The 18,335-nt window shown below is 41.8% G+C and carries 12 protein-coding genes and 1 pseudogene; 10 read left to right on the top strand and 3 right to left on the bottom strand.

Going from position 1 to position 18,335, the window contains the following annotated elements:
* The first annotated feature begins 24 nt into the window (after nucleotides 1–24).
* From VB713_RS17105 to VB713_RS17075, 7 genes are all read left to right on the top strand, one after another.
* Nucleotides 25–2,253, top strand: a complete 2,229-nt coding sequence (locus VB713_RS17105; protein ID WP_323312718.1) for a peptidase domain-containing ABC transporter — start codon at nucleotides 25–27, stop codon at nucleotides 2,251–2,253.
* A 20-nt stretch (nucleotides 2,254–2,273) separates the two neighbouring features.
* Nucleotides 2,274–3,770, top strand: a complete 1,497-nt coding sequence (locus VB713_RS17100; RefSeq protein ID WP_323312717.1) for an HlyD family efflux transporter periplasmic adaptor subunit — start codon at nucleotides 2,274–2,276, stop codon at nucleotides 3,768–3,770.
* Nucleotides 3,771–4,438: 668 nt separating this feature from the next.
* The gene (locus tag VB713_RS17095) at nucleotides 4,439–4,675 is read left to right on the top strand and encodes a hypothetical protein (RefSeq protein WP_323312716.1); all 237 of its coding nucleotides are present in this window, start codon (nucleotides 4,439–4,441) and stop codon (nucleotides 4,673–4,675) included.
* Nucleotides 4,676–4,745: 70 nt separating this feature from the next.
* A complete protein-coding gene (locus tag VB713_RS17090) occupies nucleotides 4,746–8,291 on the top strand; it encodes a filamentous hemagglutinin N-terminal domain-containing protein (protein WP_323312715.1) in 3,546 nt (1,181 codons plus the stop codon).
* 18 nt (nucleotides 8,292–8,309) lie between these two features.
* Nucleotides 8,310–9,170 (top strand): Rpn family recombination-promoting nuclease/putative transposase, encoded by an 861-nt coding sequence (locus VB713_RS17085; protein WP_323312714.1) that lies wholly within the window; start codon nucleotides 8,310–8,312, stop codon nucleotides 9,168–9,170.
* A gap of 92 nt (nucleotides 9,171–9,262) precedes the next feature.
* On the top strand, nucleotides 9,263–11,617 hold the full coding sequence (locus VB713_RS17080; RefSeq protein WP_323312713.1) for a CHASE2 domain-containing protein: 2,355 nt from the start codon (nucleotides 9,263–9,265) through the stop codon (nucleotides 11,615–11,617).
* 33 nt (nucleotides 11,618–11,650) lie between these two features.
* On the top strand, nucleotides 11,651–12,439 hold the full coding sequence (locus tag VB713_RS17075; protein ID WP_323312712.1) for a DUF928 domain-containing protein: 789 nt from the start codon (nucleotides 11,651–11,653) through the stop codon (nucleotides 12,437–12,439).
* 123 nt (nucleotides 12,440–12,562) lie between these two features.
* On the opposite strand, the gene VB713_RS17070 is transcribed toward VB713_RS17075, so the two are convergent.
* The 3 genes from VB713_RS17070 to VB713_RS17060 all read right to left on the bottom strand — a co-directional run bounded on the left by VB713_RS17070 (nucleotide 12,563) and on the right by VB713_RS17060 (nucleotide 16,550).
* Entirely contained in the window at nucleotides 12,563–14,047 is a 1,485-nt protein-coding gene (locus tag VB713_RS17070) for a sensor histidine kinase (protein WP_323312711.1), read from the bottom strand.
* Nucleotides 14,044–14,727: a response regulator transcription factor gene (locus VB713_RS17065; protein WP_323312710.1), complete on the bottom strand. Its 684-nt coding sequence runs from the start codon at nucleotides 14,725–14,727 to the stop codon at nucleotides 14,044–14,046. The genes VB713_RS17070 and VB713_RS17065 overlap by 4 nt, the downstream gene beginning before the upstream one ends.
* A gap of 116 nt (nucleotides 14,728–14,843) precedes the next feature.
* Nucleotides 14,844–16,550, bottom strand: coding sequence for a pentapeptide repeat-containing protein (locus tag VB713_RS17060; RefSeq protein ID WP_323312709.1), 1,707 nt, complete (start codon nucleotides 16,548–16,550; stop codon nucleotides 14,844–14,846).
* 279 nt (nucleotides 16,551–16,829) lie between these two features.
* Between VB713_RS17060 and VB713_RS17055 the strand changes: the two genes are divergently transcribed.
* The 3 genes and pseudogenes from VB713_RS17055 to VB713_RS17045 form a co-directional block, all read left to right on the top strand.
* Nucleotides 16,830–17,078, top strand: a complete 249-nt coding sequence (locus VB713_RS17055) for a hypothetical protein (RefSeq protein WP_323312708.1) — start codon at nucleotides 16,830–16,832, stop codon at nucleotides 17,076–17,078.
* Nucleotides 17,079–17,090: 12 nt separating this feature from the next.
* Nucleotides 17,091–17,828: an intradiol ring-cleavage dioxygenase gene (locus VB713_RS17050; RefSeq protein WP_323312707.1), complete on the top strand. Its 738-nt coding sequence runs from the start codon at nucleotides 17,091–17,093 to the stop codon at nucleotides 17,826–17,828.
* A 117-nt stretch (nucleotides 17,829–17,945) separates the two neighbouring features.
* A pseudogene (locus VB713_RS17045) lies at nucleotides 17,946–18,335 on the top strand (hypothetical protein); the annotation flags it as partial.

The raw sequence follows: 18,335 nt of genomic DNA, 5'->3' as shown, positions 1-18,335 counted from the left end.
TGCAACACTACCCAATAACTAACCATGAAATTCCAGCTTATTCAACAGCATAGTGAAGAAGACTGTGGCGCTGCAAGTCTTGCTTCCATTGCTAAACATTATGGCAAAACCTTTACCATTTGCCGATGTCGGGAAGCTGTAGGCACAGGACAGCAAGGAAGCACCCTATTAGGATTAAAACAGGGTGCAGAAGCCCTTGGTTTCAATGCAAGGGCTGTGAAAGTAACTCTAGAAACTTTCAACGAAAAAGAAATTCCTCTACCAGCTATCATTCACTGGAAAGGTTATCACTGGGTGGTTTTATACGGCAAGCAGGGCAATAAATACGTTGTTGCTGACCCAGGTGCAGGCATACTTTATCTCACAAAAAAGTCGCTTCTCGAAAGCTGGACAAATGGAGTAATGCTCCTGCTAGAACCAGATCCAGTCCGCTTTTTTGCTCAGGAAGATGAACAAGAGAAAGTTGGCGGTTTGGGACGCTTTATGCGGCGTGTTTGGCCTTATCGGGCCATTCTTGGTCAAACCTTATTACTCAACTCGGTTTTAGGTCTGCTTTCCCTCGCTTCCCCTTTCTTGTTGCAAATCCTCACCGATGATGTGCTAGTTCGTGGAGATACTCAACTTTTGACTAGCGTTGCTATTGCTGTTATCGTTATGCACCTAGTTAGTAGTAGTTTGCGACTAGCACAATCAAATCTTGTTGCCCACTTTGCTCAACGTCTGCAACTAGGATTAATTTTTGAATTTGGACGACAAATTTTACGCTTACCTTTAAGTTACTACGAATCTCGTCGCAGTGGCGAAATTGTCAGTCGCCTCGAAGATATTCAACAAATTAACCAGTTAATTTCTCAGGCTGTTGTGAGTCTGCCTAGCCAGCTATTTATTGCTCTAGTTTCCTTAAGCTTGATGCTGTTCTACAGTATAAAACTCACAGTTGCATCTGGTGCGATCGCACTTTTGATGACTCTTTCTACAGTCGCTTTATTACCCACTTTACAGCAAAAAATTCGCAGCGTTTTGGTCTTATCAGCCGAAAATCAAGGCGTTTTGGTGGAAACCTTCAAAGGTGCGATTACTCTCAAAACTACTAATGCTGCTCCCCAATTCTGGGAAGAATTTCAGGGTCGATTTAGTCGCCTAGCTAATCTCACCTTCCGTACTATTCAAATTGGTATTGTCAACGGCATCTTTTCCAACTTAGTATCCAACATTGGTAGCATCGCCCTACTCTGGTTCGGCAGCACTCTAGTAATTCGGCAGGAATTATCCATTGGGATGCTCCTAGCATTTAATAGCATGAATGGCAATTTTACCGGTTTTATTAAAACTACTATCGATTTTGTTGATGAATTCACCCGTGCCAAAACTGCTACCCAACGCCTCACAGAAGTCATTGACGCTACTCCAGAAACTCTAGATAATAGCCAAAAGCCTTGGGCAAAAATTTCTCCCAACGCAGATATCACCTGTACCGACCTCAATTTCCATCATCCTGGCAGAGTGGAACTGTTGCAAGATTTCTCTCTAACTATTCCTGGTGGTCAGGTAATTGCTCTCATCGGCAAATCTGGCTGCGGTAAAAGCACTCTGGCTAAATTAATTGCCGGTTTATATCAACTTCAATCTGGCAATATTCGCTTTGGTAATTATAATCTAGACGACCTGGCTCTAGACTGCTTCCGCCAACAAGTGATTTTAGTCCCACAAGACGCACACTTTTGGAGTCGGTCGATTATGGAAAACTTCCGTTTAGGTTCGCCTGATATTAGTTTTGAGCAGATTGTGCAAGCTTGTCAAATTACTGGGGCTGATGAGTTTATTAGCAACCTCCCGGATAAATATCAAACTGTCTTAGGGGAATTTGGTGCTAATCTTTCTGGTGGACAACGGCAGAGATTAGCCATCGCGAGAGCGATAGTTAATGACCCACCAGTGTTGATTTTAGATGAATCTACCGGCGCACTTGACCCGGTTAGTGAAGCCGAAGTATTAAACCAATTACTAACTCACCGTCAAGGTCAAACCACTATTTTAATTAGCCACCGTCCCAAAGTTATCCAGCAAGCTGATTGGATTGTGATGCTCGAACTTGGACAATTAAAAATTCAAGGTTCTCCAGAGGTTCTATCTCATCAACCTGGTGAGCATTTAGATTTTCTCGATGGGGTTGATTTATCGAGAGTCAATGGTTTTGCCAAAAATCTCTCCAACTTGTATCTAAATGGAAACTCCCCAAGCAACATTCGTTAATCTCTACCCAAAAAACTGTCATGGTTAACCAAATTAATGCAGACTCTTTACCCGAAGTTGAAAGCAATGAATTTCTCCCACCGATTGGTAATTGGGCGAGATTAGGCAGTTTGGTACTCGTTGGTGCTGTTGGGGGAGCGATCGCTCTATCTTCTATCATCGAATATAAAGTAACCGTTAAAGCACAGGCGAGTGTCCGTCCCACAGGAGAACTGCGGCTCGTGCAAGCAGCCACAGAGGGTCAGATAACAAACATCTTTTTTCAAGAAAATCAGGTAGTGAAAAAGGGAGATGTGTTAGCCACTGTCGATGATTCCCGCTTGCAAACTCAAAAAAGTCAACTGCAAAGCAATATCCGCCAAACACAACTACAACTGCTGCAAATCGATGCCCAAATTACAGCTTTAAATCGTCAAATTAAAGCAGAAACAGAACGAAAAAACCGTGTGGTAACTTCGGCTCAAGCGGCCTTCAATCGCGCCCAGCGTAATTATCGAGACCAGCAAATTACTGTCCAGGCGGAAGTAGAAGAAGTTGAGGCGAATTTAAAAAGAGCGCAAAATGAATTGTCTCAAGCACAGGTGGAACTACGTTCATCTCGTGCTAATCTCCAGTCAACTGAGGCAGCGATGAAGGCGGCTCAAGTCAAACGCGATCGCTATCAAAAGGTCGTTGAAGCGGGAGCTTTATCTTTGAATCAACTAGAAGAAGTGCAGTTAGATGTTGTCCAACAGAAACAAGGAGTTGAGGTGCAACGAGCTAATATGGAGGCGCAACAGCAAATTATTGCCCAGCAAAAACAAGCTGTAGCCGCCGTCAGAGCTAAACTCAAACGCTCCCAAACTGCTCTTAATCCTAGTGATTCCGAAGTTGCGATCGCTAAAGAGACGATTGCTCAAGAAAATGCTAGCGGTCAAGCAACTCTCGCCACCCTGAATCGAGAATGGGAAGCTCTGTTTCAACAGAGGATTCAAACTAAAAATCAAATCCAGCGTGACACCAGCGAATTACAACAAATAGAAAGCGACCTCAGCCAGACCAAGATTACAGTACCAGCAGACGGAATTATCTCTCAACTCAACCTGCGAAACCCTGGTCAATTGGTGAGTCAAGGTGAAAAAATTGCTCAAATTGTCCCTAGCAATGCTCCCTTAGTCATCAAAGCCGCAGTCTCTCCTGATGATGTGAGTAAATTAGCAAAAGGTCAGGAAGTACAGATGCGGGTTTCTGCCTGTCCTTATCCCGATTATGGGACTCTTAAAGGTGTCGTTAGTCAAATTTCTGAAGATACAATCCAATCTCAAGGGAATCAGCTGGTATCCAATGCTTCTAACCCGCAGAGTGGCGCGAGTTCTGTTTACGAGGTAACGATACTTCCAGAAAGCTTATTTTTAGGTAGGAGCAATCATAAATGTACGATTCAACCAGGAATGCAAGGAAGAACTGATATTATTTCCCGCAAAGAAACAGTCCTAAAATTCCTACTTAGGAAAGCTAGATTAATTGCGGACTGGTAATATTGTTTTCGACAAAAGACTTATTTTTGTTAGAGATGATCAAGTTATAGATAATAAATTTACAACTTAAATTTTTACACAATTAACTGGATTTAAAAAAATTGCTTGTAAGAGGATGTTTTAAAAGTTTCGAGTGGTGTTTTAGACACTCGATGATAGCTTGCGTGGCGAAGCCATTCCCCTGCCCTAACCCCCAGGGCTGTTTCATTCGATAAGGTATGTATTTTGTCAATATGATTGGCAATAAATATCAGAGCAAAAGTCATAAATTGGTGACCATTTTGATGCCTAAGATTGAATGCCAAGCTTATTTTTCATCTTCTAGACTCTTGCATTTGCAAGCCTTTTAGGGAATGAAACAGCCCTGCCCTAACCCCCCCTTAAAAAGGGGGGAATTAGAGTCAAAGTCCTCCTTTTTAAGGAGGATTTAGGAGGGTCTAAAGTTTTTAATACATCACTAACCACTTTTCAAACATCCTCTAAGATTATTGGTCAACACTGAATTTTTGTAAAAATAATCTACATTTCCGTAAAAGTTTCAACTTAAGTTGAATAATTAAATATAGGCGTTTTCACTAATCTATCGGTGCCATAAAGTGTTACAAGATGCTGATGGTTTTGTAAACTGCATCTGCTGGTAAGACACTGAAACAACAAAAAAGGTAAAAATGAAAGACAAACTGAAAAACCTGAAAGATATAGATTTTCTCACTGAACTTACTCCCAGTGAACAAGAACAAATTAATGGAAGTGGTATCGAACTTACCTCACCTCTGCCGGCTCCTGTGCCTAATGGTCGTTCAACGAATGGGATGTTGCCACCACCACCAGAACCAACACCACCACAAGAAGATGACTCAAACTGGTATCCAGGTAAAAGACATCAAGACTTCCTAAAAGTTTGATTTCAATTTTTCATTAACATATGCCGATTTATGCAAAAGTGAAGTTCTAATATTGTTGAGGATGGTAATCATGGGTCTAAGCTGTTCATCTTGGTGCTGGCGATTTAGGTTAGCCAGTTTAATAGCCGTATGTGCAGCATACACTGCATCCGCAGATTTAGCCAAAGCTCAGATTACCTCTGATTCCTCCTTAGGCACTGAAAGTTCTATGCTAACTCCGAATGTTAGTATAGATGGTCTTCTTGCTGATCAGGTTGATGGCGGAGCTATTAGAGGTACAAACCTATTTCACAGTTTTCGAGAATTCAATATTGGGAATGGACAACGAATCTTTTTTGCTAATCCTGGGGGAATTGAAAACATTTTCAGTCGAGTAACTGGAACTAACCCATCAACTATTTTGGGGACACTTGGTGTCAATGGTGGAGCGAATCTATTTTTATTAAATCCCAATGGCATTATTTTTGGATCTAATGCGAGGCTTGACCTCCGTGGTTCCTTTTTGGCCAGTACAGCCCAAAGCATCACATTTAATGATGGTATAGAATTTAGCACTACTAACCCCTCTACTCCTCCTTTGCTAACTCTCAATGTTCCCACTGGCTTGCAATACGGACAAAATCCAGGCAGAATTCTCGTTCAGGGGCAGGGTAATGAACTAAGAATTAATCAAGATACTGGTGAGGTACTTGAGGTCAATCGCACTGGTGGTCTAGAAGTCAAACCAGGTCAAACCTTGGCTCTGGCTGGTGGTGAAGTTGTGCTGGAAGGCGGAAGTTTGAGCGCCGAATCAGGGCGAGTTGAAGTTTGGAGCGTTCAAGGAGAGGGTTTAGTCGGTCTTACACCAATTAACCCCGGCTGGGAATTGAGCAATCAAAGCGTGCAGAACTTCCAAGAAATCCGCCTCTCTCAAACTGCTGCTATTGATACTAGTGGTGCTGGAGGTGGCAATATTCAAATGCAAGGACGGCGAGTGCTACTACAAGATGGTTCATCGATTTTATCCCTAACGAGGGGTCAAGGAAGTGGAGGAACTATCAGCATCAGAGCTTCTGACTCTATCGAAGCTAGTGGCACCGCCTCCAATGGCGAGGCTAGTTTATTTTTAACAGAAACAACAGGTCTTGGAAAAGCTGGTGATGTAGAAATCAACACCGGAAAATTGATTCTCCAAAATGGAGCGCAAGTCTCATCTAGTACTTTTGACCAAGGCAGTGGAGGAAAAATTATTGTCAACGCGTTAGATTTAGTTTCAGCGACAGGAGTTGCTGAAACTGGAAGTTTTGCTAGTGGCTTATTTTCTGTTGCTAGTGATAGTACTGGCAATGGCGGCAGTGTGGAGGTAACAACTAAACGACTGATACTCCAAGAAGGGTCCCAGGTAAGTGCCACAACTTTTAGTCAGGGACGTGGAGGAAATGTACTGGTGAATGCTTCAGAGTCAGTGGAAGCTATTGGTATTGCGCCAATTGGGCCTAGTGGCTTATTTGCTGCCAGTGATAGTACTGGTGAGGGCGGCACAGTAGAGATTAATACAGGGAAACTGATACTCCAGGATGGTGGACAAGTAAGCGCCACAGCTTTTAATCAAGGTAATGGGGGCGATGTATTAGTCAACGCGAGGGAATCAGTAGAAGCGATTGGCATTGATCAAAATGGTATATTTTTTAGTGGATTGGGAGTACAGACTCAAGGTACCGGAAATGGCGGTAGATTAGAAATTAATACAGGGAAGCTAATACTCCAGGATGGCGCACAGGTGAGTGCCGCCACGTTTAATCAGGGTAATGGAGGCAATATACTCGTCAATGCAAGGGAATCAGTAGAAGTGATTGGCATTGACCAAAATGGAACATTTCCTAGCAGATTGACAGCACAGACTTTTGGGACAGGAAACGGCGGTAGAGTAGAGATCAATACAGGGAAACTAATACTCCAGGATGGCGGACAGGTAAACTCCAGAACTACCAGTGCGGGGAGCGGGGGCGATGTACTTGTGAATGCGAAGGAGTCAATAGAAGCCATTGCTCAAAAAGGTCGGTTTATCAGCAGTTTGGAAGCACAAACTTCTGGTATTGGCAAGGGTGGTACTGTAATAGTCAACACAGGAAGCCTAGTTCTACTAGATGGGGCAAGGGTAACTGCCTCTACTTCTAATCAGGGTCAGGGTGGTACTGTAATAGTCAACACAGGAAGCCTAGTTTTACTAGATGGGGCAAGGGTAACTACCTCTACTTCTAATCAGGGTCAGGGAGGCAATATACTCGTTAATGCCTCAGAGGTAGTGGCAGCAGGTTTTGGGAGTGGTTTGAGAGCGCAGACTCAAGGATCTGGCGACGGTGGGACTGTGACAGTAAATACGGGAAGGTTTATCGCTAGCCAAGGCGCACAAACTTTAGCTGCCGTCTTTGAGAACAGTACAGGCAAGGGAGGAAACATTAATATCCAGGCTACTGAGATCCAATTAACTGGAACTTCTGATAATGGTGATCCTACTATTGTGTTTGCTACTACTCGCGGTGAGGGCAACGCAGGTGAAATCACCATTGATACGGCTCAATTAATTGTTCAAGACGGAGCGCAAATAGGAGTTGGGACTTTTAGTAGCGGTCAAGGTGGAAATCTTTTTATCAAAGCTTCTGATTCAGTTGAACTAATTGGCACAGTTCCACAGGTTCCCAATCGACCCTTTTTTCGAGATCAGTCGGGTCAGCAGTTTCCTAGTGGTTTGTTTACTGGCTCTCAAGGTATTGGTACAGCAGGAAACTTGAGGATTGAAACCGATAATTTAACACTGCGAGATGGAGCCACAATTGGCGTAAACAATCAGGGATTAGGAGATGCAGGTAATCTAGAAGTGGAAGCTCGTAACCTGTTGCTAGACAATAAAGCGGTTCTCTCAGCCACAACTACATCAGGTCAAGGTGGAAATATTATGCTCCAAATCGACGAAATCTTGTTATTACGCCGTAACAGTCAAATCTCCACTACCGCAGGTATTGATCAGGCTGGTGGAGATGGTGGCAACATCTTGATTGATAGTGGTTTTATCGTTGCCGTCCCTAATGAAAATAGCGATATTACTGCCAATGCCTTTCAAGGGCGAGGTGGCAATATCAACATCAACGCTCGTAGTATTTTTAATTGGGAACAACGCCCATCAATACCGGCTAATAATACTAACGATATTGATGCTAGTTCCCAGTTTGGCTTAACAGGTACAGTCACAGTTAATACACCTGATGTAGACCCTAGTCGTGGCTTACTAGAGTTACCAGATAATTTTATAGATGTGTCACAACAAATTGTCTCTAGTTGTAACCCCGGAAATGCCGCTAGACGTAGTTCTTTCACTGTCACAGGAAGAGGAGGAATTGCCCGCAGTCCCATAGAACCATTCCAAGGTGAAGTATCTACAGCACGATGGATAACATTAGATGCGATCGATGTTCATCAAAATAATAACGTGATCAATGAAAGTCTTCAATCTCCTCCACCTAAAATAGTCGAGGCGCAAGGCTGGATTGTCGATAAAAACGGTACTGTATCTTTAGTAACTCAAGTCCCAAATATTAACCCTCGTGGTTTGTCTATCTCTAGTGGTAGTTGTTTCTAAGTAAAATGGGAATTTTTCATGCGGCGAGACTCAATTTTTTACAAACTATTTCAACAATATCCCACTCTTTTATTTGAATTACTAACAAATCCGCCAACTAATGGTGATAGTTATCGATTTGATTCAGTAGCAGTCAAAGAACCTAAATTTGAAATTGATGGTGTATTTCTGCCACCGGAAAATGCAGGTGCAGGAGTGGTGTATTTCTGTGAGGTACAATTTCAAAAAGATGAAAGGCTTTATGAACGGGTATTGGCTGAGTCCTCACTGTATTTTTATCGCAACCGTGACAGATTTAGCGATTGGCAAGCAGTAATAATTTATCCATCTCGCAGTCTTGAACAAAGTGATATTAATCCCCATCGCTCATTCCTGAATGGCGGACAATTACATCGAGTTTATTTGGATGAATTGGGCGATATTCGTACCTTACCTGTTTGGGTTGCACTGATGGTATTAACTACAGTACAGGAAGAACAAGCTCCAGAAGCAGCAAGATATTTGTTAACTAGAACTCGTCAGGAAGTATCATCTCCCACGAGTCGAGCCATAATAGAGATAATCACCACAATCATGGTGTACAAATTTGAAGAATTAAGCAGAACAGAGGTGGAAACAATGCTAGGGATAACTCTCAAGGAAACACGAGTTTACCGAGAAATTAAAGAAGAAGGACGCGAAGAAGGGCGCGAGGAAGGGCGCGAGGAAGCAACAGTCAATTTAATTGTGCGACTGCTAACGAAGCGATTTGGAGAAATTTCCCCAAAAATGCGCTCCATAATTTCTGATTTACCTTTGCCTATTCTTGAAGATTTGAGTGAAGCACTGTTAGATTTTACTAGTGTGGCTGATTTACAGTCATGGTTAGGAGCCTGTTGACGGCTTGATTCACTGCATAGACCCTGACAACAGTCGTATATATTAGCGTAGCATCCTGTACTAAAGTAAGTTACGTCGCCATATCTGGGGTAATGGTGTTGGGCAAGTTAATAGTTTTAAAGTTAGGCACAGGTAGTTTTGAGGCAGGATTTCCTGTAACACTGCAAATTGGTGATGAAAATGTGCGGCCAATTGTAGAAATTAGTGGCGAACTACCACCATACCCAGAAATTGCCCTTTGTTACCATCAATGGCAGTCTATTTACTGTCAACTCAAATTTTCTGGTCGCCCTATCGGTATTCCTAAGCAATCGACACAAACCCCTTCCTTTGAAGATTGCGAAAAAGCGGCGGATAATTTGAAATTTCACTTAAATACTTGGCTATCATCGACTAATTTTCGTCCTATCCGCGAAAAATGGCTGGAAAAACTTTTACCAGAAGACCATATCCGCGTACTCCTCCAAACTAATGACCTGAGATTACAAAAACTTCCTTGGCATTTATGGGATTTATTAGAACGCTATCCCAAAGCGGAAATTGCTCTGAGTGCGCCTAGTTATGAACAAGTTAGCCGACACTCACTGCCTCAATCACAGGTGAAAATTTTAGCAATTTTGGGTAATAGTCAGGGAATTGATATCCAAACAGACAGTCAAATATTGAAAGAATTACCTCACGCTAATACTACCTTACTAGTCGAGCCATCAAGTAAAGACCTGACTGACCAATTATGGGAACAAGACTGGCAGATTTTGTTTTTCGCGGGACATAGTGCTACTGACGGAAGTGGTAATCAAGGGAAAATTGATATTAATCCAACGGAAAGCTTGACAATTACTCAATTAAAGTATGGCTTGCGGAAAGCGGTAGAACGAGGTTTACATTTAGCAATTTTTAATTCCTGTGATGGTTTGGGTTTGGCGCGAGAGTTTGCAGATTTGCATATACCCCAAATCATTGTCATGCGTGAACCAGTTCCTGATATGGTGGCGCAAGAATTCCTGAAGTATTTTTTAGAAGCTTTTGCCAGTGGTGAATCTTTATACATAGCAGTCAGAGAGGCGAGGGAACGTTTGCAAGGACTAGAAACTCAATTTCCCTGTGCTACTTGGTTGCCTGTAATTTATCAAAATCAGGCAATGATGCCTTTATTATGGCGAGAATTATATGTCAACCAGAATAGTCAGCAAATAAAAACCATATTATCCAAAAACCCAAATAGAGGAGGTATTAAGCTACGACAAGCTTTATCTGTGGTTATGCTTACCAGCATAGTGATAACACCATTGTTAATGGGAGTGCGGTATTTTGGTTTACTGCAATCATGGGAATTAATGGCGTTTGACCACTTACTGCGTCTGCGTCCCCAGGAACAACCAGATTCTCGTATACTGATAATTGAAATTACAGAAGAAGACGTACAAGCTCAATCTCCCAACAGGCGGGGGTCTTTGTCAGATGAGGCTTTGGATAAGTTATTAGCCAAATTAGAGGCGTATCAACCAAGGGTGATTGGGTTGGATATATATCGAGATTATGCTGTACAGTCGGCTTATCCAAAGTTAGCAGAACGCATAAGAAAAAGCGATCGCTTTGTGGCAGTATGTCAAGTTAGTAACCCCCAAACTAACAAACCAGGTATCAAACCACCGCCAGAAGTCTCTACTGATGCTCTTGGCTTTAGTGATATTGTGGTCGATGCCGATAATGTGGTACGCCGTCATCTCTTGGCTTTAACTCCCCCTCCCACATCTCCCTGTACTGCACCTTATGCTTTAAATGTACAGTTGGCTCTTCGTTATTTATATCGAGAAGGAATTAAGTTACAATTTAGCCCTGATGGAGCATGGCAATTAGGTAAGCTGACCTTAAAACCAATTGAGGCTCATACCGGAGGATACCAAGGTATTGACGCTTTGGGACACCAAATTTTACTTAATTATCGCTCCTTTCCCAACTTAGAAGCGATCGCACCCCGCATCACTCTACAAGAAGCATTAGCTGGTAAACTAAAAACCGATGCAGTGAAAGACAAAATAGTTTTGATTGGCACAACAGCCGAAAGTTTTCGTGATTATTCATTGACTCCCTACGCTTCCCCTCAAGGTAAACCGCAAGAAATAGCAGGAGTTTGTTTACAAGCACAGATGGTGAGTCAGTTGTTGAGTGCAGCTTTGGATGGAAGACCTCTATTATGGACTTGGAATCTCTGGGGTGAAGTGATTTGGTTTTGGGGTTGGGCTATCACAGGGGGTTTACTTGCTGCATATGTGCGACAATCTAATTATTTAGGATTGGTAGTTGGGGTAGCACTCCTGAGTTTATACGGTTTGTGCCTGGTATTATTAATACTATACAGTTCTTGGATTCCCTTTGTACCTGCGGCGATCGCTTTAGGAGGTAATGCTGTCATTGTAATAGCTGTCATCAAGCCTATCAAATAACCATAAAAATATATTTTTGCTTGACTACAAATTATGAAAAATCTTCAATTAACCATACTCTTAGGGATAGCATTAAGTAGTAACATATGCTTCCCTCTACAACTTCAAGCTTTACCAGTTAATCATCATTTTACCTCAGTCAAATTTATCCCACCACCACCACCACCAGACCGTAGTGCAGCTGGTTCTAGAAGTGGGGCTGCAAGCCGTGGATGCACCGCAGGTAGTCAAACGGTAACAGCCTTAGTACCAACCTATCAACAGACTCTTAGCCAAGGTAAACAGGAAGCGGTTACTATAACTCAAGTTTGGGGTTTAACAAACACCGAAAATCCTGATTTCTTCTTTTTTGTTCCCTACAATGCCTCATCTATAGCCAACATAGAGTTTGTTTTGCAAGAGCAAACCCATAACAAAAGTAAAACTTTATATCGTACCTATCTAACACCACCAGAATCACCAGGAATTATGAGCGTTCATTTACCTCCCTCTGAAGCCTCATTACAGGTGGGGAAAATGTATCATTGGTTTTTTAAGGTGCGGGTTCAATGCTATCAAAAAGAACCGACAAAGCTGGATTATACAGATGGTTGGGTGCAAAGGATTAACCCAAATTCACAATTAACTGAACAACTCAAACAAGCAGAACTCGAACAAAAGGCAACGCTCTATGCCGAAAACGGTGTTTGGTACGATGCTATTATGAGTTTAGCTGAATTACGCCTGACCAATCCTCAAAATAAGACTTTAGTAGAAAAGTGGACAACTTTGCTAAATTCAATTGGCTTAGAAGAAATAGCCAATCAACCACTGATTCACTGATTAATTATGTAGATAATTTAAACCTACTTGAATTTTAATTAATCTACCTATAGGATGTGTACAAATATCAGATAACCCGTTAATCATTTATCATGTTAAATTTCAATAAAATATTTATTTATCCTAATTTGTTACCTGTGTAATTTGAGTTATTTGCAAAGTAAATGTAAATGCAGTTTGAGCGTCAGATATGGAATTTAGGGTAAGATCACCACGATGGGCGCGAGCAATTTCACGAGCTAAACTGAGTCCTAGTCCAATTCCTTCAACTTGGCGGGTACGTGCCGGATCGCCGCGATAGAAGCGATCAAAAAGGCGATCGCGATCGCTTGCGGGAATATCTTTTGATGCATTGACGATAGTGATGTGGATATTTGTTTGCATTTGCTGTGCATAAATCTTGATCCAACCGTGGGTAAGATTGTATTTGATGGCATTACTCAACAGGTTGTGTAGAACTTGCATGAGCAAATCGCGATCGCCCTGTACCTTAAGTCCAGCAGGAATGTCAGTTTGTAAGCTTAAATGAGGAGCCAGCAGTTCTACGTCCTCTACCATCTCCATCAGCAACTGTGACATATCCACCTCAACCAAATACAAGCTCATTTGTCCAGCATCTGCTAGAGATAGCAGCAAAAGTTTCCGCATAATTCCACTGAGGCGGCGTACTTCATCCAACAAATTGCTGAGGCGTTGTTGCACAACACTTCCGTTGTCTACCTGTTGCAGGGTTCTTTCTAGTTCGCCTTGCAGAATGGTTAGTGGAGTTTTTAGTTCGTGGGCTGCGTCTGCACTGAAGCGGGAAGCTTGGGTAAAACTGCGTTCCAGGCGTGACAGCATTTGGTTAAACACCTCAATCAGTTCCACAAACTCAATATCCGTTGTCCCAATGGGAATTCGCTGATCTAGCCCTTTGACTGTTACCTGTTGAATAACACCGGTTAATTGAACGATAGGACGCAACGCCCCACCAGAAATTAACCACGCTCCAACCGCAACCAGTAGCAACGCCACTGGAATAGAAACAAGGAAGATATTACGAATTGTAGCCATCTCTTGATTGACCAATTGTAGGCTCACAGCGATCGCAATCTGAGTATTGGGAAATTTAGCGGCACCAATCCGCCAAGTTGCTGTTGTTGTCTGTGCAGTGACAAATTGCAGAGGACGTGGGCGAAAAGGCAATGGATTTGGTCGTTCTCTAGGAGGGGGAGGTGGTAGAGGTGTTAATTGAAGACGCTTAACCAACAGATTGTTCACCTCAATATCAGCAGGTAGAGAGTTAGATTGAGAGACTGTGTTGCCGTTTGCGTCAAGTGATAACAGCGCGATGGGGGTTTTGGTATTGGTTTCCAAACCAAAGAATAGCAATTCTGGGCGCAGAGATGGGCTGCGCTCCCTTTCCATGCGTTCTGGAATAGGCGATCGCTCTTTTATAGGTGGACGACTTGCTCGCATCAACTGATTTAGCAATTCTGCATCGAGTCGGCTAATCTTGGCATTGTAAATCTGAAACCAGGAGACTGCACCAAATCCTACTAATGTACTGCCAGCTAGAGCCGCAGACAACAGAGCAATCCGGAGTCGAAACGATCGCAGTTGTTTCATAATGAAGATTCTGGTTTGCGAAACCGATAGCCAACACCGCGAATACTTTCAATCCAACTAGCTTCATCAATAGGGTCAATTTTTTTGCGAATACGCTGGATACATACATCTACAACATTGGTATTGGGGTTAAAGTCATAGCCCCAAATGTGTTCTAGGATTTGGGTACGGGTGAAAACTCTTCCCGGAGAGCGCATCAGATATTCCAAGAGATTAAACTCGCGGCTGGTGAGTTCTATCGCTTTTTGATTGCAAGTAACTTCTCGTGTAATGCGATCGAGTTTAATTGACCCCACAATCAGGAGATTTTGGCGTTCTCCTACACTCCGGCGCACAACCGCATGAATACGAGCTACTAATTCTTCTACAAAAAACGGTTTAGTAATGTAATCATCTGCGCCTAAATTTAGACCTGCCAAGCGATCGTCTAGTTCATTGCGAGCCGTCAACAAAATCACCGGAGTATTGCGCCCTTCTCGCCGCAGTTGTTTGAGAATAGATAAACCATCTTTTCCCGGAATCATAATATCCAAAATAATCGCATCATATTCGTTATCCAATGCCCGCAGATATCCTTCATCACCGTTATCGCAGTAATCTACGACAAATCCTTGCTCCTTCAATCCAGCCCGGACAAAGTTAGCAATTTTCGCTTCATCTTCGACAAATAGAACATTCACAAGTCTTTACTACTTCAGTTATTTTTTCATTATATATTTGTCATCTTTTTACTTAAATTACAAATCTGTAATTTATTAATTAAGTGGGCTATGATTTACTTTTTGTGAGCGTTTATCTAACAATGGTTATTCCTCACACTACCGTCAGGCATAATAGTTCTACAAAATATAGCTCCTTCTAGATTTGTATCTTCTACAATAGCACCCTCTAGATTCGCATATTTTAAATTTGCATTGCTCAGATCAGTGAGAGTTAGGTCAATATGTCGCAAAATTGAACCACTCAAATTTGCATCTGATAAATTTGTACCACTGAGGTTAATTCTGCTAAAATCAATCTTGGATAAATTCGCGCCAGCTTCCAAATATTTAGCCTTTAATAAATCAGTCCCGACAGGAAAGATAGTCTTTGAATTATAAAAACAACCTTCTAATATTGCATTAGTCAGGGTAGTGTAACTCAAATCAGCATCACTTAAATTGCAACTACCTAAATTTGCCTTGCTAAGATTTGCTCCTATTAAATTTGCACCTTTTAAATTAGCATAAATTAGCTGAGTATTCCTTAAATTTGCTCCACTAAGGTTTGCGCCACTTAAATTCACATTATTCATACCTAGTCCGCTAAGATTAGCTCCACTTAAATTAAGATTATGTAGGTCTTTACCTGACAAAATATACTTGTGATAGTTAGAAAGATTTACTGCCGAAGCGACAAGGATAGCTTCGGATAAGTCGATATTTGGAGGAAAAATTGTTTCAGAACTGTAGAGAACTTCATTAACGTTTACTCCTTCTAAATTAGCTTCACTAAAATTCGCATGAATTAAATCAGCTTTGCTAAGATTTGTATTTACTAAAGTAGCTTTAGTAAAATTTGCATTGCTTGCTATCACTCTTGTTAAATTAGCGTTACTTAAATCAGCACTCTCAAGGTCTGCATCTTCAAGGCTTGCTAAAAAACCTCCAGAATTACCTAAATCAAGCCTAACTCCTCTTAAGTTTGCTCCTTTCAAATTAGCATCTTTGAAAGATGAACCTCTCAGGTCACTTTCTTCTAGATTTATACCTAACAAATTTGCATTACGTAAATAAATTTCTAATAAAGCTCCTCTGCTAAGATTTGCATTGCTTAAATTAATATTTTTTAAGCTGCCATTCCATAATTTGATACCAGGAAGCTGTATCCCATTTAAATCAGTTCCTTCTAAATCAGAAAGCCTCAGTTCAACGTAAGCAAAATTATTGGTAAAATCCCTTTCTCCAGCAGCATAGCGTTGCAACAAATTATCTTTAGTGGTTGTGGGATTACAATTATCGTTGCGAATATTACCGCCTGGCATAATAGTATTGCACAAAATAGCATATACAAATTCTGGAATTCCAGAAGTTTCACAAGCTTCAGCATTCCTGAAATTAGCATTTTTCAAATTCGCATCCTGAAAACTAGTATCAACTATTTGTGCATTCTCAAAATTTGCACCTTCTAGATTAGCTCCTTCCAAACTACTCTCTAAGAAGTGACAATTTTTTAGCTTACCTCCCTTGAGACTGGCATATTGTAAATTACATTCGGTTAAATTAGCATTAGTTAAATCTGCTTCATCTAAAATTGTGTAGCGTAGATTTGCATTTTCTAAATTAACTCCTCGAAGAATAGTCCGCCGCAGATTCGCACCATGTAATTCGGCACGCCTTAAATTCGCATTACTCAAGTCAGCTTCACTTAAGTTAACACCCAATAGATTGGCATCCCCTAAATTAACGCCAATAAAGCTTCTTTCGCCACTAGCATATAGTCTGAGTAACTCTTCTGTATTCATAAATCAAATAAGGTTCTGATTAACACTACTAATAGTATCTCCGCACATACATAGATCCTGCCACTACCACGCAAAAATTGTTGGAAGAGGTAGGAAAGTAGCATGATGTTAGCGTTCAAATTTTACCTGAGTGAATATTTCACAGAAGCCAAGAGTTGCGATCGCTCTTAGCATTCCTTCATTAAATTACAAAAGTGTAATTAACAAACTAGGCAAGCTGTCATTTTCAGGTGAGTTAATCAGAAATGTCAGCAACAGTAATTTTCGAGGTTAATGATCATGAATATTCGTAGAGTTTTAGCCGTAGCAGCAATTCCTTTTGTGATTGGTACATTCGGTTTTGTTGCACCCAATCAAGCTAGTGCAGAAATTCCTTCTCATCGCCACCCACCGGTTGCACAACAGCAAAGACCAAATAAAAAACCACAGGTAAAAAAGCACCAACCCCGTCCACAACAGAAAAAGCGTCTTCCTCAACCTCATCATCAGGAGATAGATCGCAACCAGGTAAGACCGAATAATCGTTAAAAGTAGAAGATTATGAACCATAATCACCAATTAGGTCGCATTCTCACTCGCAGAGAAGCACTGGCTTTATTTAGAGCCGCTGGAACTGCAATATTTGTGGTGGGATGCGTATCCAGAAAATCTGATGTCACCGTTTTGGCATCATCTACACCTGTCTGTGTCATCAGTCCAGAACAAACTGAAGGCCCCTATTTCGTAGACGAGAAGCTTAATCGCTCCGATATCCGTTCCGATCCGGTGGATGGTGCGGTGAAAGAAGGCGTACCACTGCAACTGAAGCTGCATATTTCCCAGGTCGGTAGTAATGGGTGCAGACCTTTAGTCGGTGCGATCGTCGATGTTTGGCATTGTGACGCATTAGGTGTCTATTCTGGCGTAACAGACCGCAGTTTTAATACTGTTGGCAAAAAGTTTTTGCGCGGCTACCAAATTACCAATGCTCAGGGAAATGTCCAGTTCACAACTATTTACCCTGGTTGGTATCCAGGAAGAACTGTGCATATCCACTTTAAAGTCCGCACGAATAATCAATCAGGACAAAGTTACGAGTTTACGTCCCAATTATATTTTGATGATGCCATTAGCGATCGCATCTACAGCCAAGCACCCTACGCCAGCAAGGGACAACGCATCCAGAAAAATGCTGATGACGGAATTTTTCAAGATGGTGGCGAGCAAATGTTACTCAAGCTTACTAAGAATAGACAAGGCTATGCAGCAACCTTTGATGTTGGGCTTCAGACAGCATGATTTGAGCAGTGTATTAGGTACAAAAATTACAAAACTGTAATTCAGACGCAGGGCGAACTGTAATTTTGAGTCGGTTAAATCAGAAATATCAACGATCTAATTTGTCGGAGGATAACCATGAATCTTAATAGAACAGTAGTCGTAACAGCAATTTTCTTTCTGGCTGGTACATTTGGTTCGATTTCGCTGAATCAGGTAAATGCTGCTAATCCATCCTATCAAATTGCCCAGGCTTCACCACAGCCTAACCAACGACCACCACATCCCGATTTTCAAGCAGCAGCAGCGAAGTTGGGTGTCACTGAACAACAATTAAAGGCTGCTCTGGGCGTACCTGCCAATCCTCCCAGTCAAGGGAACGGAAATCAACGACCACCACGCCCCGATTTTAAGACAGCAGCAGCGAAGTTGGGTGTCACTGAACAACAATTAAAGGCTGCTCTGGGCGTACCTGCCAATCCTCCCAGTCAAGGGAACGGAAATCAACGACCACCACGCCCCGATTTT

This window comes from Anabaena cylindrica UHCC 0172 (assembly GCF_034931625.1).
Taxonomy (GTDB): domain Bacteria; phylum Cyanobacteriota; class Cyanobacteriia; order Cyanobacteriales; family Nostocaceae; genus Anabaena; species Anabaena cylindrica_A.
The sequence above is the reverse complement of the archived record's forward strand: the minus strand, read 5'-3'. Positions and strand labels throughout refer to the sequence as shown.

Bases quoted from the DNA above. Each gene is read 5' to 3' on its own strand.
- VB713_RS17105 (WP_323312718.1), top strand. From the start codon at position 25: ATGAAATTCCAGCTTATTCAACAGCATAGTGAAGAAGACTGTGGCGCT.
- VB713_RS17100 (WP_323312717.1), top strand. From the start codon at position 2,274: ATGGTTAACCAAATTAATGCAGACTCTTTACCCGAAGTTGAAAGCAAT.
- VB713_RS17095 (WP_323312716.1), top strand. From the start codon at position 4,439: ATGAAAGACAAACTGAAAAACCTGAAAGATATAGATTTTCTCACTGAA.
- VB713_RS17090 (WP_323312715.1), top strand. From the start codon at position 4,746: ATGGGTCTAAGCTGTTCATCTTGGTGCTGGCGATTTAGGTTAGCCAGT.
- VB713_RS17085 (WP_323312714.1), top strand. From the start codon at position 8,310: ATGCGGCGAGACTCAATTTTTTACAAACTATTTCAACAATATCCCACT.
- VB713_RS17080 (WP_323312713.1), top strand. From the start codon at position 9,263: ATGGTGTTGGGCAAGTTAATAGTTTTAAAGTTAGGCACAGGTAGTTTT.
- VB713_RS17075 (WP_323312712.1), top strand. From the start codon at position 11,651: ATGAAAAATCTTCAATTAACCATACTCTTAGGGATAGCATTAAGTAGT.
- VB713_RS17070 (WP_323312711.1), bottom strand. From the start codon at position 14,047: ATGAAACAACTGCGATCGTTTCGACTCCGGATTGCTCTGTTGTCTGCG.
- VB713_RS17060 (WP_323312709.1), bottom strand. From the start codon at position 16,550: ATGAATACAGAAGAGTTACTCAGACTATATGCTAGTGGCGAAAGAAGC.
- VB713_RS17055 (WP_323312708.1), top strand. From the start codon at position 16,830: ATGAATATTCGTAGAGTTTTAGCCGTAGCAGCAATTCCTTTTGTGATT.
- VB713_RS17050 (WP_323312707.1), top strand. From the start codon at position 17,091: ATGAACCATAATCACCAATTAGGTCGCATTCTCACTCGCAGAGAAGCA.